This is a genomic window from Streptomyces sp. NPDC050617 (genome assembly GCF_040654795.1).
Lineage (GTDB): Bacteria > Actinomycetota > Actinomycetes > Streptomycetales > Streptomycetaceae > Streptomyces.
Genome location: NZ_JBFAIS010000048.1, coordinates 13522 through 39680 on the forward strand (window position 1 = coordinate 13522; position 26159 = coordinate 39680).

Genomic DNA, 26159 nt, shown 5'->3' on the forward strand with positions numbered 1-26159 from the left:
CGCTTGCCCGACTCTTTTGCATCCCCCCTAAACTGAACCTCCAGCAGGTGGCTGCACGCTCGAAAGGCGCTCTCGTGTCCATCGGCAACTCTCCCGACGACGGCCGCCCCTCCATCGGCCGCCGCCTCCGGCAGGCCCGCGTCGAATCCGGACTGACCGTCGACGAGATCAGTTCGACCACGCGCGTACGGGCCCCGATCGTGCACGCGATCGAGCAGGACGACTTCTCGCGCTGCGGCGGCGACGTCTACGCCCGCGGACACATCCGTACGCTCGCCCGCGCCGTGGGCATCGACCCGGCCGCCCTCGTCGAGCAGTACGACGCCGAGCACGGCGGACGGCCGTCGCCGACCCCGGCGGCCCCGCTCTTCGAGGCCGAGCGGATCCGGTCCGAGCCGCGGCGCCCCAACTGGACCGCGGCCATGGTCGCCGCGATCGTCGCCGTCGTCGGATTCGTCGGCTTCACCCTCTTCAGCGGCGGCGGCGACCAGGGGAGCGGCCAGCCCGTCGCGGCCGACAGCCCGACGGCGCGCCCGTCCACTCCGACCCACAGCCCGAGCCCGAGCAAGCCCACCGACCCCAAGCCGGACCCCTCCGAAAGCGCCATCGCCGCGGCTCCGGGCAACAAGGTCACGGTCAAGGTCACCGCCACCGAGGCCGCCAGCTGGATCTCCGCCAAGGACCACAACGGCCGGCTGATGGACGAGCTGGTGCTGAAGGAAGGCGCGTCCAAGACCTTCACCGACGACCGGCAGATCGACCTGGTGCTGGGCAACGCCGGGGCCGTACAGCTCTTCGTGAACGGCAAAGAGATCAAGCACGTCGGCGACAACGGGCAGGTCCAGCGGCTGAGCTACACCAAGGGCGACCCCGAAGCAGGGTGATCATCAGCACGTGGCACCGGAGGCGGCCTCGGGACAAAGTAGGCTGAGCGCTATGCCCGAACGCCGTACCGTCGCTCTTGTCACACTTGGCTGCGCCCGTAACGAGGTGGACTCGGAGGAGCTGGCAGGCCGCTTGGCAGCGGACGGCTGGGACCTCGTCGAGGACGCCGCCGATGCCGATGTCGCCGTCGTCAACACCTGCGGGTTCGTCGAGGCCGCCAAGAAGGACTCCGTCGACGCGCTGCTCGAAGCCAATGACCTCAAGGACGCCGCGGGCGAGGGGAGAGCCCGTACGCAGGCGGTGGTCGCCGTCGGCTGCATGGCCGAGCGGTACGGGAAGGAGCTCGCCCAGGAGCTGCCCGAGGCCGACGGGGTGCTCGGCTTCGACGACTACGCCGACATCTCCGACCGGCTCCAGACCATCCTGTCCGGCGGCATCCACGCCTCGCACACCCCGCGCGACCGGCGCAAGCTGCTGCCGATCAGCCCGGCCGAGCGGCAGTCCGCCGCCGTCGCGCTGCCCGGCCACGCGCAGGACACGCCCCCCGAGGACCTCCCGGAGGGCGTCGCCCCCGCCTCCGGCCCGCGCGCGCCGCTCCGCCGCCGCCTGGACTCCAGCCCCGTCGCCTCGGTGAAGCTGGCCTCCGGGTGCGACCGGCGCTGCTCGTTCTGCGCCATCCCCTCCTTCCGCGGCTCCTTCATCTCGCGCCGCCCCTCCGACGTGCTCGGCGAGAGCCGCTGGCTGGCCGAGCAGGGCGTGAAGGAGATCATGCTGGTCTCCGAGAACAACACCTCGTACGGCAAGGACCTCGGCGACATCCGGCTGCTGGAGACGCTGCTGCCGGAACTGGCGGCGATCGACGGCCTGGAGCGCATCCGGGTCAGCTACCTGCAGCCCGCCGAGATGCGCCCCGGCCTGATCGACGTGCTGACCGGCACGGAGAAGGTCGCGCCCTACTTCGACCTGTCCTTCCAGCACTCGGCCCCCGGAGTGCTGCGCGCGATGCGCCGCTTCGGCGACACCGACAGATTCCTGGGCCTCCTCGACCAGGTGCGGGCCAAGGCGCCGCAGGCCGGCGCCCGCTCCAACTTCATCGTGGGCTTCCCCGGTGAGACGGAGGAGGACGTCGCGGAGCTGGAACGCTTCCTCACCGGCGCGCGGCTGGACGCCATCGGCGTCTTCGGCTACTCCGACGAGGACGGCACCGAGGCGGCCGGATACGCGGACAAGCTCGACGCGGACGTCGTCGCGGAGCGGCTGGAGCGCATCTCGCGGCTGGCCGAGGAGCTCACGGCACAGCGCGCCGAGGAGCGGCTCGGGGAGACGGTCGAGGTGCTGGTCGACCGGGTCGACGAGGAGGACGGGGTGATCGGCCGGGCCGCGCACCAGGCGCCCGAGACCGATGGCCAGACCATCCTCACGGGTGACCGTGATCTTGCGCCGGGCCGTATGGTCGTGGCAAAGGTGGTCGCGACCGAGGGCGTGGACCTGGTCGCCGAGCCGCTGGGCGACGACGGCTGTACCGAGGAGGCGCGCAGATGACCGGAGTCCCGGCCTCCGCCGCCGGTGGGCACTCGGCGACGGCGTCGGCGACAGCGGCACCGGCGGGACTATGGAATATCGCCAACATCCTCACCATGGTGCGGCTGTTCCTTGTGCCCGGCTTTGTCTTGTTGATGCTCCACAACGGCGGCTACGACCCGGCCTGGCGCTCCTTCGCCTGGGCCGCGTTCGCCGTCGCCATGATCACCGATCTCTTCGACGGCCATCTGGCCCGCAGATACAACCTGGTCACCGACTTCGGGAAGATCGCCGACCCGATAGCGGACAAGGCGATCATGGGGGCGGCGCTGCTCTGCCTCTCCGCCCTGGGCGATCTGCCGTGGTGGGTCACGGGCGTGATCCTCTTCCGCGAGATCGGCATCACGCTGATGCGGTTCTGGGTCATCAAGCACGGCGTCATCCCGGCCAGCCGCGGCGGGAAGATGAAGACGCTCGCGCAGGGCACGGCCGTCGGCATGTACATCCTGGCGCTCACGGGGCCGCTGGCCACGTTCCGGCTGTGGGTGATGGCGGTGGCCGTGGCGCTGACGGTGCTGACGGGCCTCGACTACGTACGGCAGGCGGTCGTGCTGCGACGGGCAGGGCTGGCGGCGGAGCGCGAGAGGGCCGGCCGGGAGTCCGTGCGGTGACGGGGGTCGGTGCGGATCCCTGGGACGATGGCGATGCCCGTGATGCTTGCGGGGCTGACGCGTCCCGTGATGTCGGCGAGGCCGGTGCTCCAGGAGCGCGGGCCGCGGGGACGTGGGCCGCGGCCGAGGTGCTGAGCCTGCTGGCCGAGCGGGGCCGGACGCTGGCCGCCGCGGAGTCTCTGACGGGCGGCCTGGTGGCCGCCGAGCTGACGGCCGTACCAGGCGCCTCGCGGGCCTTCCGGGGCTCGGTGACCGCGTACGCGACCGAGATCAAGGCGGCGGTGCTGGGCGTGGACGCCGCGCTGCTCAGCGCGCGCGGAGCGGTCGACGGCGAGGTCGCCCGGCAGATGGCGGACGGTGTGCGGGCGGTGCTGGGCGCCGACTGGGGCGTCGCCACGACGGGCGTCGCGGGCCCCGAACCGCAGGACGGACAGCCGGTGGGAACGGTGTTCGTCGCCGCCGCGGGTCCGGGCGGCGCCGGGTCCGTACGGAAGCTGACGCTCCGCGGCGACCGGGCCGGCATCCGGGCGGAGAGCGTCCGGATGGCGCTGGAAGTACTGCTGGGCGAACTGATCGAAAATGCGCGGACACAGGATACGGAACATGGTGGGGGTTCTGGATGTTTGCAGCCCTGAGTGAACACGACATCGCTCCCCGCACGGCTGGACCCCGAGGCGGTACGGTGGGGCGTGAAGGATCCGGATTCGCGGTCCAAGGAGGGAGCCACCGATGATTTTGCTCCGTCGCCTGCTTGGTGACGTGCTGCGTCGGCAGCGCCAGCGCCAGGGCCGCACTCTGCGCGAGGTCTCTTCCTCAGCCAGGGTCTCGCTCGGTTACCTCTCCGAGGTCGAGCGGGGGCAGAAGGAGGCGTCCTCCGAGCTTCTCTCCGCAATCTGCGACGCTCTGGACGTACGGATGTCCGAGGTCATGCGCGAGGTCAGCGACGAACTGTCGCTCGCCGAGCTGGCGCAGTCGGCGGCGGCGAGCGAGCCGGTACCCGCGCCGATGCGGCCGATGCTCAATTCGGTATCCGTGACGTCCGTGACGGGCGTCCCAGGGGAACGGGTGACCATCAAGGCGCCCGCAGAGGCCGTGGATGTGGTCGCGGCCTGAGAGCGGCGCTTGTGCTTTACCGGGTCCCGGTCAGTGACACTGACCGGGACCCGGTCTTTTTTGACCAGTTCTGTGTCAATTGTGCGATGGTGGGAACACGGGGGACGGAACGGATCAGTCAGCCGAAGAGGAGTAGCCGGATGTCTGTGGTGAAGAGCACGCTGTCCGAGGAGGACCGCAAGATCGTCGGCGAGGCGTTGCAGGGTGCCCTCGTGGACCTCGTCGACCTTTCGCTGGTGGCCAAGCAGGTTCACTGGACCGTGGTCGGCCCCCGCTTCCGTTCGATCCACCTTCAGCTGGACGACGTCGTCGTCTCCGCGCGCCAGCACGCCGACACGGTGGCGGAGCGCGCCTCGGCCCTGGGCATTGCCCCGGACGGCCGAGCGGAGACCGTCGCGAAGACGAGCGGCATCGACACGGTCGGCGAAGGCTGGAACAAGGACACCCAGGCGGTGCAGATCCTGGTGTCGGCGCTCGGCGCCGTGATCGGCCGGATGCGCGAGCGCATCCAGTCGACGGACAAGCCGGACCCGGTCACCCAGGACCTGATCATCGGCCTGACGGCGGACCTGGAGAAGCACCACTGGATGTTCCAGGCGGAGAACGGCTGAGCGGGTCGGCGCGCTGAGAGGGCTTCGACCTGCGGGCAAGCGCTTTCGGCGGCTTATCCGGCAGCCTGTTCGGCGTCCTGCGTGACGTTGTGATCGCTTGCGCTGGATCGCGTAATCCGGGCGTAAAGCGTAAGTCAGGAGTAACCGCAGCGGCCCTCACCCCGACGGGTGAGGGCCGCTGCGGTCGCGGCTTCTTTGGCCGGTGCGTCGTCCTGGTCGTCAGCGCCCGTGACCGTCCAGAACGCTGACGGCCGGGTTGAGCGTGTTCCATTCCAGGATCTTGGTGCCGTCCATGCGTTCCACCGTGTACCGGTCGCCCCGGAACCAGAGGCATTCGGCGACCCGTACGCCGTCCGCCTGGTATTCCCGTTCGACCTTCTCCTTCTTGCTGTGCTCTTCCACCACGCCGGTGTAGGTGGTGACCTTCAGTTCGCGGCTGTAGGTCGTGCTCAGAGACGCGGCGAAGCCCTTGTAGGCGAATGACGCCTCGGCGGTCACCGAGATGCTGGTCGTCTCCTCCACCGTCTTGGCGGTGCTCGTCGTGAGGCCGACCGTGACTTCCTTGGTCTTCGTGACCTTGCTGGTGCCGGCGTGATCGTAGAAGTACACCTTCTCCCAGTAGCCGTACCGCTTGACGATGTAGTACGGGCTGTTGTCGATCTGCCACTGGGGCGAGGAGTCCCCGATGGTGAAGAAGGGAACGGCCAGATTGCCGATCAGCACATCCGGTGTGGTGTCGCGCGGGGGCTCCGTGAAGCCCGTGAGCCGGATGACGTCACCGATGTCGTTGGGATCCCTGTCGATCGGCCTGAGGCTGGTGATCTGCGGATACTCGTCCTCCATCTCCAGCGCCCAGTACTGCCGTTCCCGCGTCTCCGGCCCGCCGGGGGTGTACTGCTGGAGGTTGGTCGACGGTGAGGTGCCCCAGCTCTGGGGGGTCAGTTCCAGGCCGCTCTTCTTGTTGACGACGGTGTAGTAGCCGCTCGTCGCCGGCCTGAGCATCCACCGCTGGGAGGAGGCGACCTCCGGGGACTGGATGTCGTACTGCTGTACTCCCATGGACGGCGCCGTGCTGTTCTGGTGGACGTTGACGCACAGGCCGGTCCGCTTGCTGACGAGCATGACGTCGTCGTTGTCCAGCGGCATCACGTGCCATACCTGCTTGGCGCGGTTTCCGTCGCCCACGCCCGTCAGCGTGTAGATCTGAAGTTGGGCCTCTCCCGAACCCCACCCCTTGGGGGTCACGACCAGACCGTTGCTCGCTTTGTTGCGGATCCGATACGTCCTACCCGGTGTAAACGCCACGACGTTCTCCTCCTGCCGGCCCGCACGGTCTGGCTGCGGGCAACCGAGTAGTCGCAGGCCACACCTGCGACGCCGAACGCGACTGCCCTCAGGCTTATGTGATGGGCAATCACATGCGGTGGGACACGCTAGCGGCAAACACTGCCGGCGGTCAGGTGATCGCACAGGGCGATGATGTCGCTTCGCTTCGAGGCGGTCCCGGCCGGGATCTGGTGGGGATCTGGTCGGAATTCGCAGGTGCACCACCTGTCACCTTGGGCACGTCTCGGGGCGGGGTGTATGAGGTTGATCTGGTGACTGTGCGTATCAGGCTGCGCGTCTGGCGGCCGGATCGGATTCGCTAGGCGCGCGGCGCCTGCGACAGCGCGTCGAGGGTCACGCCCACGATGGCCAGGAGCTGCGCCGGGCTCGCCCCGGCCCTGCTCATGACGGCGAGCGACTGGTTGACGGCCGCCGCGTGTACGGCGAAGGCGTCGGCGTCCCGGTCGGTCAGTCGGCCGGCCTTCAGCGCGGTGCGCAGGCGTCGGTGCTGGAAGCCGAGCGCCTGTTCGGCGTGGGCTGCGACGGCCGGACTCAGCACGGGAATCGCCATGGCCGACTGCGCGATCAGGCATCCGTCGGGCAGCGCGGGATCGGCGATGCGCTCAAGGGTGACGTCGAAGAACGCGCGGACGGCGGCGGCGGGGTCCGAGGCCGCGCACTCCAGGGCGGCGTCGTACTTCTCGCCATAGCGCGCGGCGTAGAGGTCCAGGCAGCGCAGGAAGAGCGCGTCCTTGTCGCCGAGGGAGGAGTAGATGGAACTGCGGTTCAGGCCGGTTGCCCGCGACAAATCGCCCAGTGAGGTGTCGGCGTAGCCGTCGCGCCAGAACTGGATCATCGCGGCGTCGATCGCCGTGTCCATGTCGAACTGCTTCTTGCCTGCCACGCGGTACTTCCTTGCCGATGCGTCGATGGTCCGGACTGTGCTGCGTACCACTCTATCTTGAACTGATTGGTTCAAGATGTGTAGCCTTCAGGCGTGGTCATGGCGACCAGGCCTGCCGCGCGCTTCGCGACCGCGCGAGAAACACACCGCGTGGCCCACGTGGTCCCAGCCACCGGCGTCGGCTGCACCGTCTCAACCGCGCACCTGATACCTGACATTTGATACCTGACACCCGATACCTGACCCTGATGGAGGATTCCCGTGACCGGCCCGGCAAACAGCGCTCCGCAAGTCTCCGAAAGCAACCCCGTCCGCGGCCTGCCCGTGCAGGATCTGGCCGGATTCACGCACCGCTGGGTCGACGCGGACGGCGTCCGCCTCCACGCCGTCGAAGGCGGACGGCCGAGCGGTCCGGCCGTCGTCCTGCTCGCCGGATTCCCGCAGACCTGGTGGGCCTGGCGAAAGGTGATGCCCGGCCTCACCGACCGGTTCCACGTCATCGCGATCGACCTGCCGGGTCAGGGCCACTCCGAGCGTCCGGAGCACGGCTACGACACGCACACGGTCGCCGCGCATGTCCACGCCGCCGTGAAGGCTCTCGGAGTGTCGACCTACTCCCTGGTCGCCCACGACGTCGGCGCCTGGGTCGCCTTCTCCCTCGCCCTCACCTTCGAGAGCCACCTGCGCGGGGTCGCTCTGCTCGACGCCGGAATCCCCGGAATCACTCTCCCGGAGGCGATTCCCACCGACCCGGACCGCGCGTGGAAAACCTGGCACTTCGCGTTCCACACCGTGCCGGACCTGCCCGAGACGCTGCTCGCAGGCCGCGAACGCGAGTACGTCGGCTGGTTCCTGAAGGCGAAGGCCCTGTCTCCCGACGCGTTCGACGACGCCGAGATCGACCACTACGCGGCGGCCGTCGCCGCCGACGGCGGCCTGCGCGCTTCCCTCGCGTACTACCGAGACGCCGCGGAGTCGGCGCGCAAGAACCGCGAGGCGCTCCAGCGGCGGCACCTGACCGTGCCCCTCCTCGGAATCTCCAGCAGCCACGGCTCCATTCCGGACATGGCCGCCTCCCTCAGCCCATGGGCCGACAACACCACCCGGATCGTCGTGCCCGACGCCGGACACTTCATCCCCGACGAGCAGCCCGAAGCTGTCGCTGCCGCGATAGCGGACTTCATCGCCGACAACGATTGACACTCGTCGGATCCGAGGAGAGTAGGCGATGGGGCTGGGGCTGGGGGGCTGGGTCTGGGTCTTGCTCGGCGTCCCGTCGGAGCATCAGGGAACGTCCTCGGACTCGCGTGGATGCGCCGAGCGCCTGCGGCAGCCGGTGTCGAACCTCAGAGCACCCGCTCCGCCTCGGAGTTCGCGTCGTAGGCGCGTACAGCGGACAGGGACTGCTTCTGCCGGCCGTCCGCGTCGAAGTTGTCCGGCGAAAGCCACTCCCGCAGTGCCTTGCCGACCTGGGGCCACTCGGAGTCGATAACGGAGTACCAGGCGGTGTCCCGGCTGCGGCCCTTGTAGACCACGGCTTGGCGGAAGATCCCCTCGAAGGTGAAACCGAGCCGCTGCGCCGCCCTGCGCGAGGGCTCGTTGAGGCTGTCGCACTTCCACTCGTAGCGCCGGAAGCCGAGCTCGTCGAAGACGTAGGACATCAGCAGGAACTGTGCTTCCGTCGGGATCGGGGTCTGCTTGAGCAGGGGCGAGAACGCCACGTTTCCCACCTCGACGACGCCGTTGGACGGGTCTTGGCGCATCAGGGAGAGGGTGCCCGCCGCCTTGCCGCTGCGCAAGTCGATGACCGCGTAGTGCAGAGGGTCGTCCGCCTGCGCCGCCGACACCGCGTAGCCGTGGTAGTCGTCCCGGCTCCCGAACGGACCGGCTGCCATGTACGTCCAGTCCCTGCCGTCCGCCGCGCGTGCGTAGGCGGAGTACAGGTCGTCGGTGTGCCGGTCCGCGTCCAGCGGTTCCACCCGGCAGAAGCGGCCGTCGAGGGTGACGCGGGCGGGCGTCGGACGGACCGTCCAGTCGGGCAGCGGATGGCCGATGGGCTGGCCGTATTCATTCAGATGTGCGGACATTCTCTTCTCCCTGTGCGTGTCGCCCCTGCCAGGCTAGGCTTGGCGTGGACCCCTAGTAAGGTCCACAGTGGGGACATTCCATGGGTCCACTCTGTGGGGCCGTTCCGTGAGGCTATTCCGTGGGGCCGTTCCCCAGGGCCGCAAGGTCCGGCCCTGGGGGCGGGCGTCGTACGAGGGGTGACTGAGCAGTGTCGATCTCCGGCAGCGAGGCCCTGGGGCCGCAACTCGACTTCCTCCAGCAGGAACCGCTGTCCCGAGCCCGCGACGGGGACACCCTGCAGAAGCAGCTCCTGCACCGCCTCCGCACCGCCGTCCTCGACGGCCGGCTGCCCGCCGGCAGCCGCCTGCCGGGCTCGCGCACCCTCGCCAGAGGGCTCGGGGTCTCCCGCAACACCGTGACGCTCGTCTACGACGTGCTGGGCACCGAGGGCTACATCGAGCTCAGCAGACAAGGAACGCGGGTCGCCGCGCTGGCCCGACCGGAGCCCGACGGCCCCGCCCGCCACGCGCCCGCCCCGCCCACGTTGTCGCAGCGCAGCGCCCGGATCCGTAAGCCCCTCCTGGAAGGCGTCGACTCCCTCGCCTTCGCGCCGGGGGTGCCCGCCCTGGCCCAGTTCCCGCTGGCGGCCTGGCGACGCTCCCTCGACCGGACGCTCCAGCAGGGCGGAACGGGCCTGCTGGGCTACGGCCCGCCCCAGGGGGAGCCGGCGCTGAGAACCGCAGTTCTGCGCCACCTCGCGCTGGCCCGCGGCGTACGCTGCGCCCCGGAGCAGGTCGTCATCACGGAGGGAGCGCAGGAGGCGCTCTCGCTGTGCGTCCGGCTGGTCACCAACCCGGGAGACACGGCCTGGATCGAGGACCCCGGCTACCGCGGCGCACAGACCGCACTGGCCTCCGGCGACCTGAACGTCCACCCCCTGCCGGTCGACGCGGAGGGCCTACGCGTCTCCGCGGCCGACTGGAGGGAGCGTCCACCGCGCCTCGTCTACACCACCCCCGCGCACCAGTACCCGACGGGTTCGGTCCTCACGGCCTCCCGGCGCCTCGACCTGATCGAGAAGTGCCGCGACCACGGCGCCTGGATCATGGAGGACGACTACGACAGCGAATTCCGCCACAGCGGAGAACTCCTGGCCTGCATGCAGGGCATGGCGCCGAACGCACCCGTTTTCTACGTGGGCACCTTCAGCAAGACGCTGTTCCCCTCGCTGCGCCTGGGATTCCTCGTGCTGCCCGAGGCACTGGTCGACCAGGCGGCGCCGGTCGTGGACGAGATGCTGCGCGGCGGGCACCGCTGCGAGCAGCTGGCTCTGGCGCACTTCATGGAGAGCGGCCAGTACAGCAGGCACCTCGCACGCATGCGCCGCCTGTACCGCAGCCGCCGGGACGCGCTCAGGGCGGCGCTGGCCGAACACCTCGACGTGCCGCACACCGTGACCGGCGGCGACAGCGGCATGCACCTGACGGTCCGGCTGCCGGCAGACTTCCCGGATCAGCGCGTGGTCCGGGCCGCCCGGGGGCACCGGATGGCGCCCTGGCCCCTGTCCCGCTCCTCGCTGCTCGCGGATTCCGCCCACAACGGGCTCGTCCTGGGATACGGCAACACCCCCGAGTCGTCGTTCGTACCCGGCGTGCGACAACTCGCGCACCTGATCAGGAAGTCCGGCTCCGAGGGGCGTGGCTGAGACTTGGCGCCCTTTCAAGAAGTACGTCGCGGTGGCAGGCCGGGTTACGGATGGAACGGATGGAATGGAGGGAACGCACAGAGCGAGGCCGGTGGCACTTGCGTCGGCGCGCCCTGCGCGGGCGCTCTCAATGGCGGGCGGGAGTGTCGAATATCGCGTGTCGTGCGGGTCGGTGGGAGCGCAGACTCGCTTCATGGCGGACATACGGGGGTTCCGGGACGCGGTCGGGCGCTGGGCGGCCGGTGGTTCTGGCGGTGCGGCGGGGGAGTTGGCCGGGCGGTTGGGGCTGCGGACGGCGGTGTTGCTGGAGGGGCCGAGTGATCTCGCGGCCGTCGAGGCGCTGGCCGCGTGGGGTGGTCGGGACCTGGTCGCCGAAGGGGTGTGCGTGATGTCGATCGGCGGGGCGATGAGCGTCGGCCGTTATGCCGGTCTTCTCGGGCCTCCCGGGCTCGGCCTGCGGCTGGCCGGGCTGTGCGACGAGGGCGAGCGCCGCTTCTACGACCGCGCGTTGGAGCGGGCCGGGGCGCCGCGCCAGGGCTTCTTCGTCTGCGTGGCGGACCTGGAGGACGAGCTCGTCCGCGCGTTGGGACCGGCGAGGGTCGAGGAGATCATCCGGGCCGAGGGCGATGCGCGTGCCTGGCAGACCTTTCAGCGGCAGCCGGCACAGCACGGCCGGTCGCGCCATCAGCAGCTGCGGCGCTTCCTCGGTACGAAGAAGGGGCGCAAGATCCGCTACGGCCGGCTGCTCGTGGAGGCTCTTGGCCGTGGAGAGACGCTGGCGCCGCTCGACGACCTCCTTGCGAGTCTGTGACCTGCGTGCGGGGGCCACGCGTCTTCTCAGACGCAGAGGTCCGGTGGGAATCCCGGGCGGCGGAGGTCCGCGGGGAGATGGCCCGTGTCGTTGAAGAAGAGGACGGAAGCCGGTTGTCCGGGTGCGTAGCGGATGACCGTCAGTGCGGCGTTGGCGTGGTTGAGGCCCATCCAGCGCCACTTCGGGGCGTCGAGGGCGGCTCGTACGAACCAGCCGATGAGGAAGGCGTGGGTCACGACGAGTTCGTGGCGCGGCTCATCGCCGTCCACGGGGCCGGCGAACCGTACGAGAGCCGCCTGGGCCAGCTCCGGGCCTCGTTCGCGCTCCTCCGCCGGGATCTGGGCCAGGTGGGCGAGGAAGGCGTCGGCCGAATCCGTCGGGAGTTCTTCCCGGCGAGGCAGGTACGGGGGGTAGTCCCCGGCCAGTTCCGACGGCTGCGGGCGCACGCCGTCGAACTGGTCGCAGATCAGCCGCGCGGTCTGCTCCGCCCGGGGCAGCGGGCCGTGGTGAACGGCGGCGAGCGGGCTGTGGCGGAGCCGCTCGCCGAGCAGTACGGACTGCCGGGCGCCCCTGTCCGTCAGCGCGCTCTCGTCCGCCGTGGCCTCGCCATGCCGCGCGAGGTAGAGGTAGCGGGTCGCCGTACCGGTCATGTTCGGCCTTCCGTCAGCGTTCGCGATCTTGCGGACGAATTGATCGACGCTGATGCGGGTGGCCCGGTTCCGTCGCCGGGTCGCGCGGAGCGGCCTCTCCGGGGCCTTCTGCCTGGTCACCTGGGGTCGGTGGGTGTGCCGGACGGCCTTGTCCGCGTGGGTATGTGTGGATGTGCGGACAAGGCCGCGTCGGTATGTGCGGAGAAGACTGTTCCGTTTCGCGTGCGGCGCGGCGGCTGTGGTGTCAGAGGGTGACGGTGCCGTGGGCCTGGGAGGTTCGCAGGGTGGGGATGCCCTGGTATGTGGCTTCGAAGCCGTTGAGGAGTGTGTTCACCGGGATGGTCACGCCGGGGGCCGAGTTGCAGGTGGCGTAGCCGTTTCCGTCGGTGCGGGCGGTGCACAGGGCGGCGCCGCGGGTCGTGGTGAAGGTGATGGTGGCACCGCCGAGCGGGCGGCCGTCCTGCCATGTCAGGCGGGCGTTGAGGCCCATGACCTGGAGCGGTACGAGGTTGAGGCGGGCGGTGCCGGCCGCCGTGCGCGTCTCGTACGGCTGGACGGCGCCGAGGCCGCCACACGCCTGGAGCCTGGGGTTCCAGACGAGGTCGTTCGGACAGGCGGCGACGCTCGCGGTGCCGTTGGCGCAGTTGACGACCTTGTGGGCGTCGTCCGGGTACGGGAGGCGGGCCGTTCCCTGGGCCGGGCAGCCATAGACGGTGTCGGCCACGGCGGCCGGAGCGGCCGAGGCGGGAGCGGCGACGGCTGCCCCCGCGGACAGCATCGCCGGAACGGATGCGAACGCGCCGAGCAGGCGCCACAACACGCGCTTGGACACGGAGAGTTCCCCTCAAAGTGACGGTTCGACGTGATGGTGTGGAACGGACGCCCGGCACACTATGCCCGCGCATCACTTCCCCGCCGCCCTTCACCCGCTCCGGCCGAATCCGTGCCCTCTTACCGGCCACACGGCGCCCGGTTCGGTCGATTTCCTGGTCCGTCGACGCTGTTTCGCCTGGTGAGACGGGGTGTGAGGTGTGGTGCTCCGTGGTGCGGATGCGGGATTCGGGTCTGTCGGTGATGCTGAGGAGCACAGGTCCATAAGCAAGGAGGTTGATCATGTCCATGCTTGACAAGCTCAAAGGGCTGATCAAGGGCCACGAGGACACCGCTCGCAAGGGAGTCGACAAGGCGGGCGACGCGTTCGACCAGAAGACCCAGGGCAAGTACAGCGGCCAGGTCGACAGCGCCCAGCAGAAGCTCAACGACCAGCTGGGATCGGGGGACGACGACCGGCGGTCCGGTTCCTGACGGCGCGCGTCGGTTTCCTCGCGGCTCGCGTCGGTCGCGGCGGGTCGGTGCCGGTGGCGGCGCCGGGGGTTCACAGGCGCGTGCGTACGTACCGCACGCCGTCACCGCCCCCGGTGCGCCCTCCCGAAGCGGTGGAGCGCCGGTCTAGCGTCGGCCGGAGGAGGAAGCCATGGCCTGGCGTGACTTCTGGGGCTTGTGCCGGTCTCGCGGGCCGGTGGGGTGGGCGTCGGCGTTCGTCGTCGGCGGCATGTGGTGGTGGGCTGCGCTCCGCCTGCTCGTGGAGCCGGGCCGGGTCGGTTTCGTCGAAGGGACCGTCGTCGCCGGGGGCTGGGGATTGAGCCTGTTGCCGGTGCACTGCGTGCCGTGGTCGAAGAAGGACGACGGCAGGAGGCGCAAGGACCCTAAGGATCGTAAGGGCCGTCGGCGGCACACGGGTTGTGACGGAACGCCGCCGGCCGAGGGCGTGCGGGCGGCCGCCGCGCCGTTCGAGGACGTCGGAAGCGGTGCGCCCGAGGTCGTCGGAAGCAGCAGGCCCGAGGAAGCCGGAAGCGGCGCGGCCGAGGTCGTCGGATGCAGCAGGCCCGAGGACGTCGGAAGCGGCGCGGCCGAGGTCGTCGGCGAGGTCACCAAGGCATATGGACGCCGCCGTTGGGGCGGAGGAGCTGGCCGGTCGTGAAGGCCGAGGCGTCCGACGCCAGGTGCAGTACGGCATGTGCGACGTCCTCCGCCTCGCCCACGCGGCCGAGCGGGGAGAGCCGCGCCATCCTCTGCTGCCCGGACCCCTGGGCGTCGTCGACGTGCCGGTCCGTCATGGGCGTACGGATCCAGCCCGGCGCGACGGCGTTGACGCGGATGTCGTGCCGGCCGACCTCCGTGGCCAGGGTCTTCGTGAGCTGGTAGACGGCGGCCTTGGCGACGCCGTAGCAGAGCAGTTCGGGGGCTCCCGTGTCGATCACCCCGGAGGTCATGGTGACGATGCTGCCCCCGTTCCCCTGGGCGATCATCGCGCGTGCCGCCTCCTGGCAGCCGTACAGCACGCCCTTGAAATTGACGGCGAGCACCCGGTCGAGGTCGGCGTCGGAGGTGTCCAGGACCGTGCTGCGGTGCATGACGCCCGCGATGGTGGCCATGATGTCGAGGCGGCCGTCGGCTCGTACGGATTCCTCCACGACCGCGGCTACTTGGGTCCGGTCGCTGACGTCGAGCGCATGGGAGCGGGCCCTGCCGCCGCTCTTGCGGCTCTCTTCGGCGGTCTGCTCGGCGCCTTGAGCGTCGAGGTCCGCGCAGTGGACCGAGGCCCCGGCCTCGGCCAGCAGGAGCGCCGTGGCGCGGCCGATTCCGCTGGCGGCGCCGGTGATCAGGGCGGTGCGTCCGGTGAGGTCGTACGCCGTGAGTGGCATGCCGGGACCGTACGACCGTATCTGACGGCCCGTCAACTAGTCGGCGGGCTCCGGCTGGCAGTGCGGGCACCAGTAGGTGAGGCGCTCCTGGCCGCCGCTGCCCTGGTCCGCGACGCGGACGGGGGTCGCGCATCGCAGGCACGGCCGCCCGGCCCGCCCGTACACCCAGAGGCGGCGGTCCGGGTGCGGATCGGCGGTGGTGACCCGGGAAGGGCGGGACTTGTTGACGTCGAGTAGTTTCCTCGCGAGCGCCGGAAGGCGCTCGGGGGCCGGGAGCCGGCCCATCGGCAGCCACGGGGAGACGCGCAGCAGGAAGCACAACTCCGACTTGTACACATTGCCGATGCCGGCCAGGTTGCGCTGGTCCAGCATCGCCTCGCCGACGGCGCGGGCCGGATCGGCGAGCAGCCTGCGCAGGGCCTCCTCAGGGTCCCAGTCGGGGCCGAGCAGGTCGGGGCCCAGATGGCCGACCGCCTTCGGTTCGTCGGCGGTGCGCAGCAGGTCGAGGACGGGGAGGCGGTAGCCGACGGCGGTGCGGTCGGCGGCGCCGAGGATGGCGCGGATCTGGTGCTCGGGTCCGCCGCGCCACCGGTCGCCGGGGGCGTAGATCTGCCAGGAGCCCTCCATGCGCAGGTGGGAGTGGAGGGTGAGACCGCCTTCGACGCGCGTCAGCAGGTGCTTGCCGCGCGCCGTCACATCGGTGACGAGGCGGCCCGTGAGGTCGGAGGTCGCCAGGCGGGGCACGCGCAGGTCGCAGCGGACCAGGCGGTGACCGGCGAGGGCCTGATGCAGGCGGTGTGCGGAACGCCAGACGGTGTCTCCTTCGGGCATACGGACCATGATGCCGCGCGGCGGGGCTCCGCGCGGGCCGCCGCGTTCGGCCGAGCGCCGTCCCGGAAGGCGCTCGGCCGCAGGCTCCGGGGCACGCCGAGGGCGCCCCGAAGGAGAACCCGTGCACCCGTTCCGAGGCCCCTGCTCACGGTGCGCGCAGGCGCCACCCCCGCGGTGTGGCGTGGAAGCCCGCGGCCTCCAGTGCGCTGCCCATGGGGGAGGAGAGCGCGGCGGAGCCGTTGATCCGCTCGACCGTGACCGTGCCCAGGGCTCCCGCGCGCGCCGCCTGGGCCAGGGCCTGCGTCGCCGCCCGGAGCCGGGGCTCGTCCCCGGACCCGTCGCCCTGGGACTCGTCCGGCGGCCAGGCCAGGAGGGTCTTGCCGCCGCGCTCCATATAGAGAACCAGGTCGCCGTCGAGGAGGACCACCAGGGAGCCCGCCTTGCGGCCCGGTTTGTGGGTCACGCCCGAGGGCGGGTCCGGCCAGGGCAGGGCGGCGCCGTAGGCGTTGGCGGGGTCCGCCGCCGCCAGCACCACGGCGCGCCTGCTGTCCTTCGCGCCCGGCCCGTCGCCGGCGATGGCACGGTCGCGGGCGTTGCCCACCGCGCGCAGCCGGTCGACCGCGCCCTCCATGGCGAACTGGGCCGCGCCCAGCCCCTCGACCACATAGCCGCGGCGGGCCTGGCCGCTCTCCTCGAAGACGGACAGCACGCGGTACGCGGCGGAGAAGCCGCCCTCGACGCCCTCCGCGGCCACCGCGCCGCGCGTCACGACGCCGTGCCGGTCGAGGAGCGTACGGGCCAGGGCGTGGGCGCGGTGGGTGGGTTCGCTCTCCGGGGCGGGGAGCAGCGACCAGCGGCCCGCGACGGTCGGCGGCCCGCCGCGCGACGCGGTCGGCCGCAGGCCCGCGCCCGAGCGGCCGGTGAGCCCGCCGTACCGGCCGCGCGGGACCGCGCGTTTCGCGCGGTGCGCCGTGGAGCCGGCGGTACGGCCGGAGCCGAGGAGGGAGCGCAGCGGCGCGAGGGTGTCGTTGGTGAGCCGCCCGGACCAGGCCAGGTCCCAGACGGCGTCGGCCAGTTGGGCGTCCGCCGCCTCCGGGTGCGACGCGCGGACCTGGTCGGAGATCTGACGGAAGAACAGCCCGTAGCCCCCGGCCAGGGCGTCCAGGACAGACTGGTGGAGCGGGGAGAGCTCCAGCGGGTGCGGGGCGGGGAGCAGCAGGGGCGCGGCGTCGGCCACGTACAGGGAGATCCAGCCGTCCTTGCCGGGGAGCGCTCCGGCGCCGGCCCAGACGACCTCGCCGGAGGCCGTGAGCTCGTCGAGCATGGCGGGGCCGTAGTCGGTGACGCGGCCGGGCAGCACCAGCTTCTCCAGGGCGGAGGCCGGGATCGGGGCGCCCTGCAACTGCTCGACGGCGCGCACCAGTCCGTCGACGCCGCGCAGGCTGTGCGTGCCGATGTGCTGCCACTGGGGGAGGAACGCGGCCAGGGCCGGCGGCGCCACCGGCTCCAGCTCGTGGCGCAGCGCCGCCAGGGAGCGGCGGCGCAGCCGCCGCAGCACCGTGGCCTCGCACCACTCCTGGCCGATGCCCGAGGGGTGGAACTCCCCCTGCACGACGCGGCCGCTCGCGGCGAGCCGGTGCAGCGCCCCGTCCGTCACGGCCGTGCCGAGGCCGAAGCGCCCGGCGGCCTGCGCCGAGGTGAACGGGCCGTGGGTGCGGGCGAAGCGGGCGAGGAGGTCGCCGAGCGGGTCCTTGACGGGTTCGGTGAACGCCTCGGGCACCCCGACCGGCAGCGCTGTGCCGAGGGCGTCGCGCAGCCGCCCCGCGTCCTCGACGGCCGCCCAGTGGTCCTGCCCCGCGATACGGACGCGGATGGCGCGGCGGGCGTCGGCGAGGGCGGCCGCCCATTGCGGGTCCGCGCCGCGCTCGGCCAGCTCGGCGTCGGTGAGCGGCCCGAGGAGTCGCAGCAGGTCGGCGACGCCTTCGGCGTCCTTGGGGCGGCGGTCCTCCGTGCGCCACTGCAGCTCGCTTTCCAGCTCGGTGAGCACGTCGGCGTCGAGCAGCTCGCGCAGCTCCGCCTGGCCGAGCAGCTCGGCCAGGAGACGGGAGTCGAGGGACAGGGCGGCGGCGCGCCGCTCGGCCAGCGGGGAGTCGCCCTCGTAGAGGAACTGGGCGACGTAGCCGAACAGCAGCGAGCGCGCGAAGGGGGACGGCTCGGGCGTGGTGACCTCGACGAGCCGGACCCGGCGGGCCTCGATGTCCCCCATCAGCTCGGTCAGGCCGGGCACGTCGAAGACGTCCTGCAGGCACTCGCGGACCGCTTCGAGGACGATCGGGAACGACCCGAACTCGCTCGCCACCTGGAGGAGCTGGGCGGCGCGCTGCCGCTGCTGCCACAACGGGGTGCGCTTGCCCGGTGAGCGGCGCGGCAGCAGCAGCGCCCGCGCGGCGCACTCACGGAACCGGGAGGCGAACAGCGCGGAGCCGCCGACCTGGTCCGTGACGACCTGCCCGATCTCGCCCTTGTCGAAGGCGACGTCGGCCGCGCCGACCGGCGACTGCTCGGGGTCGGACTCCGCGCCCCGCGCCCCCGGATCGGCGTCGAGGAGGTCGAGCCCCATCAGGTCCGCGTCGGGCAGCCGCAGCACGATCCCGTCGTCCGCGTGCATCACCTGGGCGTCCATGCCGTACCGCTCGGTGAGCTTGGCGCCCAGGGCCAGCGCCCACGGAGCGTGCACCTGCGCGCCGAAGGGGGAGTGGACGACCACCCGCCAGTCGCCGAGCTCGTCCCGGAAGCGCTCCACGACGATCGTGCGGTCGTCCGGGACGTGTCCGCAGGCGCGGCGCTGCTCGTCCAGGTAGGCCAGGACGTTGTCCGCGGCCCAGGCGTCGAGGCCGGCCGACAGGAGCCGCTCCCGCGACTCCTCGGGCGCGCGGCCGCCGATCTCGCGGAGGAACGCCCCCAGGGCGCGGCCGAGCTCCAGGGGGCGGCCCAGCTGGTCGCCCTTCCAGAACGGGAGGCGGCCCGGCACACCGGGCGCGGGGGAGACCAGGACCCGGTCGCGGGTGATGTCCTCGATCCGCCACGAGGTCGTGCCGAGCGTGAACACATCGCCCGCGCGCGACTCGTAGACCATCTCCTCGTCGAGCTCGCCGACCCGGCCGCCGCCCTTCTTGGGGTCCGCCCCGGCCAGGAAGACGCCGAAGAGGCCGCGGTCCGGGATGGTGCCGCCGGAGGTGACGGCGAGCCGCTGCGCGCCCGGGCGGCCCGTGACCGTACCCGCGACGCGGTCCCACACCAGGCGGGGGCGCAGCTCCGCGAAGGCGTCGGAGGGGTAGCGCCCGGCGAGCATGTCGAGCACCGAGGTGTAGGCGGACTCGGGGAGCGAGGCGAACGGCGCCGCGCGCCGCACCAGGGCCAGCAGCTCGTCCACGTCCCAGCTGTCGAGGGCCACCATGGCGACGATCTGCTGGGCGAGTACGTCCAGGGGGTTGGCCGGCACCCGCAGCGACTCGATGGCCCCCTCGCGCATCCGCTCGGTCACCACGGCGGCCTGCACCAGGTCGCCCCGGTACTTCGGGAAGACGACGCCGGTCGACACGGCGCCCACCTGGTGCCCGGCGCGGCCCACCCGCTGGAGCCCGGAGGCGACGGACGGCGGGGACTCGACCTGGACGACGAGGTCCACCGCGCCCATGTCGATGCCCAGTTCGAGACTGGACGTGGCCACGACGGCGGGCAGCCGGCCCGCCTTCAGATCCTCCTCGACCACGGCACGCTGCTCCTTGGACACCGAGCCGTGGTGCGCGCGGGCCAGCACGGGCGGCGCCCCCCTGGCCGCGCCCGACTCGGCCATCAGCTCGGCCGGGGAGTGGTGCTCGGGCAGCGGCTCGCCGGTGGCGCGCTCGTACGCGATCTCGTTGAGGCGGTTGCACAGCCGCTCCGCGAGACGGCGGGAGTTGGCGAAGACGATCGTCGAGCGGTGCGCCTGGACGAGGTCGGCGATCCGCTCCTCGACATGCGGCCAGATCGAGGGCTTGTCGCCGTCCCCCGCGTCCTCCGAGCCCCTGGCCGGCGCGCCGCTCAGCTCCCCCAGGTCCTCCACCGGGACGACCACCGAGAGGTCGAACTCCTTGCCGGACGGCGGCTGGACGATCTCCACCCTGCGCTGCGGCGACAGATAGCGCGCCACCTCGTCCACGGGGCGCACCGTGGCCGACAGCCCGATGCGACGGGCCGGCCGCTCCAGGAGCGCGTCGAGCCGCTCCAGGGACAGCGCGAGGTGCGCGCCGCGCTTGGTCCCGGCGACGGCGTGCACCTCGTCGAGGATGACCGTCTCCACCCCGGCGAGGGCCTCCCGCGCCGACGAGGTGAGCATCAGGAACAGCGACTCGGGGGTGGTGATCAGGATGTCCGGCGGCCGGTTGGCGATGGAGCGCCGCTCGGCGGCCGGGGTGTCCCCGGAGCGGATGCCCACCCTGATCTCAGGCTCGGGCAGCCCCAGCCGTACGGACTCCTGGCGGATGCCGGTGAGCGGGCTGCGCAGATTCCGCTCCACGTCCACCGCGAGGGCCTTGAGCGGCGACACGTACAGCACCCGGCAGCGCTTCTTCGGCTCGGCGGGCGGCGGCGTGGCGGCCAGCGCGTCCAGCGAGGCGAGGAACGCGGCGAGGGTCTTGCCGGAGCCGGTCGGGGCGACCACCAGCACGTCCGATCCCTCGCCGAGCGCGCGCCAGGCCCCGGCCTGCGCGGTCGTGGGCGCGGTGAAGGCCCCCTCGAACCACGCACGGGTCGCGGGGGAGAACGCTGCGAGGGCCGAAGCCTGGTCGTCCGCCATGACCCCATCGTGCACCGCCCCACTGACAATGAGCTGTTGGACAGGAGATCCGCAGGTCAGAGGCGGGGTCGGCCCGGTCGGCGAGTGCCGGCGGGGTCGGCGCACAATGATGGGCGAGGACGGGGGAGCGAGGCGATGACAGGGAACACGGAGTGGGCCAGGCACTGGCATTTCACGGGGCTGCCCGGCCTCGACCTGCTGCGCGCCCGCTATGTCCGGCACGCCTTTCCGCGCCACGCCCACGACGGCTTCACCTTCGGCGCGATCACGTCCGGCATCGAGGAGATCGGGCTGCGGGGCGGGACCGCGCGGGTGGGCTCCGGCGGCGTCATCATGATCAACCCCGAGGTCGCGCACACCGCCCGCGCCGGAACGCCCGACGGCTGGGCCTACGCCACGCTCTACCCCGCCGCGCACGTGATCCGGGAGGTCGCCGCCGAGCTGGGCACGATCCGCGGCACGCCGGGGTTCGCCGAGACCGTGGCCGACGACTCGCGGGCCGTCCACCTGATCCACGCCGTGCACCGGGCGGCCGAGGAGGGCAACGCGCTCGCCGCCGACAGCCTGCTGCGCGTCGTCCTCGCCCATCTGCTGCGCCTGCACGGCGGCCCGCTCCCGGCCCGCGCGCCCCGCACGGCGGGGGCGCGCAACGCCCTCCTGGCCCGCGCGGCCCTGGAAGAGCGGATAGCCGACCCGCCGTCCCTGGCGGCGCTGGCGGCCGAACTGGACACCAGCCCCTTCGCCCTGCTGCGCGCGTTCCGCGACGCCTACGGGATGCCCCCGCACGCCTGGCTCACCAACGCCCGGGTGCGCCGGGCCCGCCGGCTCCTGGAGGCCGGGCGCGCCCCCGCCGAGACGGCCGTCGCCGTCGGCTTCACCGATCAGCCGCACCTCAACCGGCACTTCACCCGGATCGTCGGCGTACCGCCCGGCGCGTACCGGCGCGAGCGCGCCGCCATCCGCGCCCTCGCCCCTCCGCCGGCTCCTCCCGCGCCCCGGTGATCAGCGCGCCGGGCCGCGCGGGCAGCGCCGCCGTCAGCCCCGTCCCGCTCGGGCCAGGGCGTTCTCGGCCTGTTCGGCCAAGGCGGCGACGAGATCGGCAGCGGGCGGCCGGTCGGTGATGAGATCGACGGCCTCGCCCGCCCACACCGGGAACGGCGGCACGTCGCCGCGCGCCACGTCGCTCTGATAGTCCCGCAGCGCCTGGGCGTCCGCGGCGAGCTCGGCCTCCCGGCCCCGCCACTGGTCGAGGTAGCGATGGCCCAGGGTGCGCGCGGTGTACCGGGAGGGCCACCGGGAGCCGCGGGCGATGTCCAGCACGCGGCTGCGCTCGGTCTCCTCCGCGCGCCCCTCGACGATCGCGGCCGCGGTCAGGGGATCGACCAAGGCTTCGGCCGTGGCCTGGAAGCGGGTGCCGATGACGGCTCCGGCGGCGCCCAGCGCGAGGGCGGCCGCCACGCCGCGGCCGTCGGCGATCCCGCCTGCCGCCAGTACCGGGACCGGCCCCGCCAGGTCCACCACGACCGGTACGAACGGGAGGGTCGACCGGCCCCGTTCGGCCCCGTGCCCGCCGCTCTCGGTGCCCTGCGCCACGATCACGTCGGCGCCCAGGTCCACCGCCTGCCGGGCCTCCTCCAGATCCGTGACCTGGAGGATGAGTTTCGCCCCCGCCCGGCGGACGCGCTCGGCGAACGGGCTCGGGTCCCCGAAGGACAGCATCACCGCCCTGGGGCGGTGCTCCAGCGCCCGTTCCACCGCGGCGACATCGACCGCCCACGTCAGAAAGCCGATGCCCCATGGGCTGTCCGTGCCCGATGCGATGAGGGGCAGCTCGCGGGCCAGCCAGTCCGGGGACCCGGCTTCGGCGCCGAGCAGCCCGAGCCCGCCGCCGCGCGAGACGGCCGCCGTCAGCGCGCCGCCGGCCGATCTGCCCATGGGCGCGAGCGCGATGGGATGCCGCACACCGAACAACTTCGTAAACGCAGTCGCCAACGCCATGGCCGTCATCATCACACCCGTGGGCGCGCGAAAACGACCATGCCTCTCCATGGGCGCGCGCACTGTCGGACGCCTCGGCCCGGCCGGGAAGGCGCGCCCCGAGGAGGCGCAAGAACGTACAAGACCGGGTCAGGCGCCCGCCCCTAGCGTTCGGGTGTGGCAAAACGAACGACAGGCGCTGACGAGACGGCGGGTCCCATGACGAGGGTCCGGGCAGAGCGGGAACCGCGTCCCCCGGAGCCGGAGCCTTCTACGGAACCGGCCGCCCCTCCCGAGCCGGGGGCGCGCGAGGACCGGGCGGTCGTACGGGACGCCCTGGGTGTCGGGGTGGCCGTCGGCCTCTCCGGCTTCGCCTTCGGGGTGACCGCGGCCGGCGCCGGGCTCAGCCTTCCGCAGACCTGCGCGCTGAGCCTCTTCGTCTTCACCGGGGCCTCGCAGTTCGCCCTCGTGGGGGCGCTCGCGGCGGGCGGCAACCCGCTGACCGCCGCGGCGGGCGCGTTCTTCCTGGGCGTCCGCAACGCGTTCTACGGGCTGCGGCTCTCGCAGGTGCTGCGGCTGCCGCGCGCCGTACGGCCCTTCGCCGCCCAGCTCGTCATCGACGAGACCTCGCTCGTGGCGTTCGCGCAGCCGGACCGGCGCAGCGCCCGTATCGGCTTCACCGTCACCGGCCTGTCCCTGTACGCGCTGTGGAACCTCTCCACGCTCGCCGGGGCCGCCGGGGCCGCCGCGCTCGGCGACACCGACGCCTGGGGCCTGGACGCGGCCGGCCCGGCCGTTTTTCTCGCCCTGCTCGCCCCGCTGCTCACCAGCGCTGTCGAGCGGGCCACGGCGGCCCTGGCCGTCCTGCTCGTGCTCGGGTGCACCCCGCTGCTGCCCGCGGGGGTGCCCGTGCTGGCAGCCGGGCTCGCCGGGCCCGTCGTGCTCGCCCTCAAGGGACGCGCGATGCGGACGGCGCGCACTCCGGAGAGGGGCGGTAGCGCCCGTGACGCCTACAGGGACGCGCCCCACGCCCGTACGGACGCGCCCGACACCCGTACGGACGCCCGTAAGAGCACCGAAGTCTCCCGCGACGTCCCCGAGGAGGGCGGCAGCCAGTGAACGTATGGATCGCCATCGGAGCCACCGCCGTCGGCTGCTATCTCGTCAAGCTGCTCGGCCTGTCCGTACCGGCCGGGGTGCTGGACCGCCCCCTCGTCAAACGCCTCGCCGCGCTGGTCCCCGTAGCGCTGCTGGCCGCCCTCACCGCGCAGCAGACCCTGAGCACAGGGGCCGAACTCGTCGTCGACGCCCGCGCGGCGGGACTCGGGGCGGCGGCCGTCGCACTCCTGCTGCGCGCCCCGTTCCTGCTGGTGATCGCCGTCGCCGTGATCGTCACCGCGGGCGTACGCGCACTCGGCGGCTGACGCGCACTCCGCCGGAGAGGCAGCCGGACAGCCCCGAGCCGAAAACAGCGCCCCCGGGGCCCCGGTGCGGCCTACAGGGGACGCCCGTACGCCCGCAGGGTCAGCAGCGCCTCGATGGTCACCATGGGGCGGCACTCCAGGGCGGTGCCCGGTGCCCACTGGCGCCAGTTGACCGGCCAGCCGCCGTCCTGCTCCTGCGACCCGGCGAGGAAGTCCAGCGACCGGTCCATCTCGGCGTCGGAGAACCAGTGACGGGCCAGGGAACCGGGGGAGCGGGCGTAGTCGTACGGGAAGTGGTGCTCACCCGGCGCGTACCCCTCGGGCAGCGGGTGGTCCGCCGCCCGCTCCGGTTCCAGCACGGCCAGCTGCTGCTCGTGCACCAGCCCGCCGAGGCGCTGGGCCGCCGCCTGCGCGCGCGTACGGTCCGGGGCGCCGTCCAGGAAGGCGACGGCCGCCAGCACTTCGTAGGGGTGCGTCCGCGTCAGCGACTCGACCGCGGCCCAGCAGTAGTCGGTGGCCCGGAACAGCCACGCGTGCCACACCTCGTTGCGGTGCAGCAGCCCCACCACCGGGCCGGTCGTCAGCAGCTCGCTCGGCGGGTCGTCCACCACCGGCATCCAGGGGGCCGCCGGATAGCCGCGCAGCGAGGGGTGGAGCGCGGGCAGTGCGCCGTCCGGGGTCGAGATGCCGGTCAGATAGCGGCAGACGCGCTCCACCCGCTGCCCGCCGCAGCGCCCGATGCCGTCCAGGACGCGCAGCGCGTGCGCGACGTGCAATGGCTGGCTCACCGGGCCCCGCAGATCGGGCTCCAGGGCGTAGCCGTAGCCCCCGTCCTCCCCCAGGTAGGCGGTGAGCGCGGTCTCGACGGCATCGGCGCCGCGGTCGCTGTCGTCGAGGAAGTGATAGGCGAATCGGCGTTGCTCGAGCACGCGGGCGGTCAGCCAGACGAAGTGCTCGGCGCGGTCTGCGGGTGATGCTCCGGAACGGGCCATGGTCAGACCGTAGGGCGGAAAACGTCGGCGGTCAGCGGCTCATGGCGGGCTGCACCCGCAGGGCGGGGGCCGGGCGCACGCGGTTGACGACCGGCGGTTTCCCGAGCTCCGCCGGGGTCCGCTCACCGGCCCGCCGCGCGGCCCCGCGGTTCCTCAGCGGGCCGTGCGCGCCGCGCCCAGGGCGGCGGTGGTGGCCCGCGCGAGACCTTCCAGATAGCCCGCGGGAAGGGGCGAGCGCACCATGACCAGGCGCCAGTAGAGGGGGCCGCAGGCCAAATCGAGGGCGAGGTCGACGCTGGTGTCGGCGGACAGCTCGCCGCGGGCCACCGCGTGCTGGACGATCGTTTCCGCTATGCCGCGCTGGGAGTCGCGCACGGCCGTCTGCAGCGCCTGGGCGATGTCCGGGTTGCGGGCCGCCTCGGCGAGCAGGTCGGGGAGGATCTGGGCGGCCATAGGGTGCTGGAGCAGCCGCGCGGTCACCTTCAGCAGCGCCTGTACGTCCCCCAGCAGGCTGCCCGTGTCCGGCGTCGGCATGCCCTGGACGGCGAGGGCGGAGACCACGTCGAGGACGATGGGCAGCTTCGAGCGCCAGCGGCGGTACACGGCGGCCTTGCCCACCCCGGCCCGGCGGGCGATGCGCTCGATCGACATGCGCCCGTACCCCACGGTGGCCAGCTCTTCGAAGACGGCGGCGCGGATCGCCTCGGTGACGTCCTCGCGGAACGCGGCGGCCCCCGCTGGGGCGCGACGCGGCTTTTGGGACTCCTTATCCATGCACTGAGCCTAACTCGGCGATGGAACGCTTGTGTTCCATCGTCTCCTCCTCTAGCGTTGACGACACGACGGAACGCATCCGTTCCGACGTGATGTCATCTGCCCTCACACCGCCCTGGGCCGCGTGTCGCGCCCCGGCTGCCTTGAGGTGTGCCCCCCTACCGAAAGTTCCCAGGTGACCGAGTTCCCTACGTCCTCGACCGCCGTCCTCGAACGGTCCGATGCCGCACCCCTTTCCCCGGCGGAACTCGCCGCCGCGCACGGTCTCTCGGTGAGTGGTGCCCGGCCGGGGTTGGCGGAGTATGTGCGGCAGTTGTGGGATCGGCGGCATTTTATTGTTGCTTTTTCCCGGGCG

At 72.3% G+C, this 26159-nt stretch carries 25 protein-coding genes and 1 pseudogene; 15 read left to right on the forward strand and 11 right to left on the reverse strand.

Annotated elements, in window-relative coordinates; translation table 11 throughout:
* The first annotated feature begins 74 nt into the window (after window positions 1-74).
* The 6 genes from AB0I49_RS36665 to AB0I49_RS36690 all read left to right on the forward strand — a co-directional run bounded on the left by AB0I49_RS36665 (window position 75) and on the right by AB0I49_RS36690 (window position 4801).
* Complete coding sequence (locus tag AB0I49_RS36665; protein WP_363231557.1) at window positions 75-884, forward strand: RodZ domain-containing protein; 810 nt, start codon at window positions 75-77, stop codon at window positions 882-884.
* A gap of 52 nt (window positions 885-936) precedes the next feature.
* Window positions 937-2427, forward strand: a complete 1491-nt coding sequence (gene rimO / locus AB0I49_RS36670) for a 30S ribosomal protein S12 methylthiotransferase RimO (RefSeq protein ID WP_363231558.1) — start codon at window positions 937-939, stop codon at window positions 2425-2427.
* Window positions 2424-3077 (forward strand): CDP-diacylglycerol--glycerol-3-phosphate 3-phosphatidyltransferase, encoded by a 654-nt coding sequence (gene pgsA, locus AB0I49_RS36675; protein ID WP_363231559.1) that lies wholly within the window; start codon window positions 2424-2426, stop codon window positions 3075-3077. Before rimO ends, pgsA begins: the two co-directional genes overlap by 4 nt.
* A gap of 128 nt (window positions 3078-3205) precedes the next feature.
* Window positions 3206-3712: a nicotinamide-nucleotide amidohydrolase family protein gene (locus AB0I49_RS36680; RefSeq protein WP_363231580.1), complete on the forward strand. Its 507-nt coding sequence runs from the start codon at window positions 3206-3208 to the stop codon at window positions 3710-3712.
* A 94-nt stretch (window positions 3713-3806) separates the two neighbouring features.
* Window positions 3807-4190, forward strand: coding sequence for a helix-turn-helix transcriptional regulator (locus AB0I49_RS36685; RefSeq protein WP_030892367.1), 384 nt, complete (start codon window positions 3807-3809; stop codon window positions 4188-4190).
* 140 nt (window positions 4191-4330) lie between these two features.
* Complete coding sequence (locus AB0I49_RS36690; RefSeq protein WP_363231560.1) at window positions 4331-4801, forward strand: DNA starvation/stationary phase protection protein; 471 nt, start codon at window positions 4331-4333, stop codon at window positions 4799-4801.
* 219 nt (window positions 4802-5020) lie between these two features.
* Here the strand turns inward: AB0I49_RS36690 and AB0I49_RS36695 are convergent, their stop codons facing one another.
* On the reverse strand, window positions 5021-6046 hold the full coding sequence (locus AB0I49_RS36695) for an RICIN domain-containing protein (protein ID WP_363231561.1): 1026 nt from the start codon (window positions 6044-6046) through the stop codon (window positions 5021-5023).
* A 400-nt stretch (window positions 6047-6446) separates the two neighbouring features.
* A complete protein-coding gene (locus tag AB0I49_RS36700) occupies window positions 6447-7031 on the reverse strand; it encodes a TetR/AcrR family transcriptional regulator (RefSeq protein WP_363231562.1) in 585 nt (194 codons plus the stop codon).
* A 261-nt stretch (window positions 7032-7292) separates the two neighbouring features.
* Between AB0I49_RS36700 and AB0I49_RS36705 the strand changes: the two genes are divergently transcribed.
* Window positions 7293-8231 (forward strand): alpha/beta hydrolase, encoded by a 939-nt coding sequence (locus tag AB0I49_RS36705; protein ID WP_363231563.1) that lies wholly within the window; start codon window positions 7293-7295, stop codon window positions 8229-8231.
* 146 nt (window positions 8232-8377) lie between these two features.
* On the opposite strand, the gene AB0I49_RS36710 is transcribed toward AB0I49_RS36705, so the two are convergent.
* The gene (locus tag AB0I49_RS36710; protein WP_363231564.1) at window positions 8378-9118 is read right to left on the reverse strand and encodes a GNAT family protein; all 741 of its coding nucleotides are present in this window, start codon (window positions 9116-9118) and stop codon (window positions 8378-8380) included.
* 188 nt (window positions 9119-9306) lie between these two features.
* On the opposite strand from AB0I49_RS36710, the gene AB0I49_RS36715 reads away from it, so the two are divergent.
* On the forward strand, window positions 9307-10803 hold the full coding sequence (locus AB0I49_RS36715) for a PLP-dependent aminotransferase family protein (protein WP_363231565.1): 1497 nt from the start codon (window positions 9307-9309) through the stop codon (window positions 10801-10803).
* Window positions 10804-10996: 193 nt separating this feature from the next.
* The gene (locus AB0I49_RS36720) at window positions 10997-11614 is read left to right on the forward strand and encodes a TOPRIM nucleotidyl transferase/hydrolase domain-containing protein (protein WP_363231566.1); all 618 of its coding nucleotides are present in this window, start codon (window positions 10997-10999) and stop codon (window positions 11612-11614) included.
* A gap of 26 nt (window positions 11615-11640) precedes the next feature.
* On the opposite strand, the gene AB0I49_RS36725 is transcribed toward AB0I49_RS36720, so the two are convergent.
* Window positions 11641-12264, reverse strand: coding sequence for a histidine phosphatase family protein (locus tag AB0I49_RS36725; RefSeq protein ID WP_363231567.1), 624 nt, complete (start codon window positions 12262-12264; stop codon window positions 11641-11643).
* 244 nt (window positions 12265-12508) lie between these two features.
* Window positions 12509-13096, reverse strand: coding sequence for a chitin binding peritrophin-A domain-containing protein (locus AB0I49_RS36730; RefSeq protein ID WP_363231568.1), 588 nt, complete (start codon window positions 13094-13096; stop codon window positions 12509-12511).
* Between the two features lie 281 nt (window positions 13097-13377).
* Between AB0I49_RS36730 and AB0I49_RS36735 the strand changes: the two genes are divergently transcribed.
* The gene (locus AB0I49_RS36735; protein ID WP_363231569.1) at window positions 13378-13569 is read left to right on the forward strand and encodes an antitoxin; all 192 of its coding nucleotides are present in this window, start codon (window positions 13378-13380) and stop codon (window positions 13567-13569) included.
* Between the two features lie 169 nt (window positions 13570-13738).
* Entirely contained in the window at window positions 13739-14245 is a 507-nt protein-coding gene (locus AB0I49_RS36740) for a hypothetical protein (RefSeq protein WP_363231581.1), read from the forward strand.
* On the opposite strand, the gene AB0I49_RS36745 is transcribed toward AB0I49_RS36740, so the two are convergent.
* The 3 genes from AB0I49_RS36745 to AB0I49_RS36755 form a co-directional block, all read right to left on the reverse strand.
* Window positions 14193-14969, reverse strand: coding sequence for an SDR family NAD(P)-dependent oxidoreductase (locus tag AB0I49_RS36745; RefSeq protein ID WP_363231570.1), 777 nt, complete (start codon window positions 14967-14969; stop codon window positions 14193-14195). The genes AB0I49_RS36740 and AB0I49_RS36745 overlap by 53 nt on opposite strands.
* 36 nt (window positions 14970-15005) lie before the next feature.
* Complete coding sequence (locus AB0I49_RS36750) at window positions 15006-15800, reverse strand: DNA-formamidopyrimidine glycosylase family protein (RefSeq protein ID WP_363231571.1); 795 nt, start codon at window positions 15798-15800, stop codon at window positions 15006-15008.
* Window positions 15801-15945: 145 nt separating this feature from the next.
* Window positions 15946-20637, reverse strand: coding sequence for an ATP-dependent helicase (locus tag AB0I49_RS36755; protein WP_363231572.1), 4692 nt, complete (start codon window positions 20635-20637; stop codon window positions 15946-15948).
* A 135-nt stretch (window positions 20638-20772) separates the two neighbouring features.
* Here AB0I49_RS36755 and AB0I49_RS36760 point away from each other — a divergent pair, with 135 nt between their 5' ends.
* Window positions 20773-21639, forward strand: coding sequence for an AraC family transcriptional regulator (locus AB0I49_RS36760; RefSeq protein WP_363231573.1), 867 nt, complete (start codon window positions 20773-20775; stop codon window positions 21637-21639).
* 33 nt (window positions 21640-21672) lie between these two features.
* Here the strand turns inward: AB0I49_RS36760 and AB0I49_RS36765 are convergent, their stop codons facing one another.
* Complete coding sequence (locus tag AB0I49_RS36765) at window positions 21673-22686, reverse strand: nitronate monooxygenase (RefSeq protein WP_363231574.1); 1014 nt, start codon at window positions 22684-22686, stop codon at window positions 21673-21675.
* 147 nt (window positions 22687-22833) lie between these two features.
* Between AB0I49_RS36765 and AB0I49_RS36770 the strand changes: the two genes are divergently transcribed.
* The gene (locus AB0I49_RS36770; protein WP_363231575.1) at window positions 22834-23733 is read left to right on the forward strand and encodes an AzlC family ABC transporter permease; all 900 of its coding nucleotides are present in this window, start codon (window positions 22834-22836) and stop codon (window positions 23731-23733) included.
* Window positions 23730-24038: an AzlD domain-containing protein gene (locus AB0I49_RS36775; RefSeq protein WP_363231576.1), complete on the forward strand. Its 309-nt coding sequence runs from the start codon at window positions 23730-23732 to the stop codon at window positions 24036-24038. Before AB0I49_RS36770 ends, AB0I49_RS36775 begins: the two co-directional genes overlap by 4 nt.
* A 71-nt stretch (window positions 24039-24109) precedes the next feature.
* Here AB0I49_RS36775 and AB0I49_RS36780 read toward each other — a convergent pair whose 3' ends face one another.
* Together AB0I49_RS36780 and AB0I49_RS36785 are read right to left on the reverse strand one after the other, a co-directional pair.
* Window positions 24110-25030, reverse strand: a complete 921-nt coding sequence (locus AB0I49_RS36780; RefSeq protein ID WP_363231577.1) for a hypothetical protein — start codon at window positions 25028-25030, stop codon at window positions 24110-24112.
* Window positions 25031-25183: 153 nt separating this feature from the next.
* The gene (locus AB0I49_RS36785) at window positions 25184-25804 is read right to left on the reverse strand and encodes a TetR/AcrR family transcriptional regulator (protein ID WP_363231578.1); all 621 of its coding nucleotides are present in this window, start codon (window positions 25802-25804) and stop codon (window positions 25184-25186) included.
* Window positions 25805-25979: 175 nt separating this feature from the next.
* Between AB0I49_RS36785 and AB0I49_RS36790 the strand changes: the two are divergent.
* Window positions 25980-26159: pseudogene (locus tag AB0I49_RS36790) on the forward strand (ABC transporter permease); the annotation flags it as partial.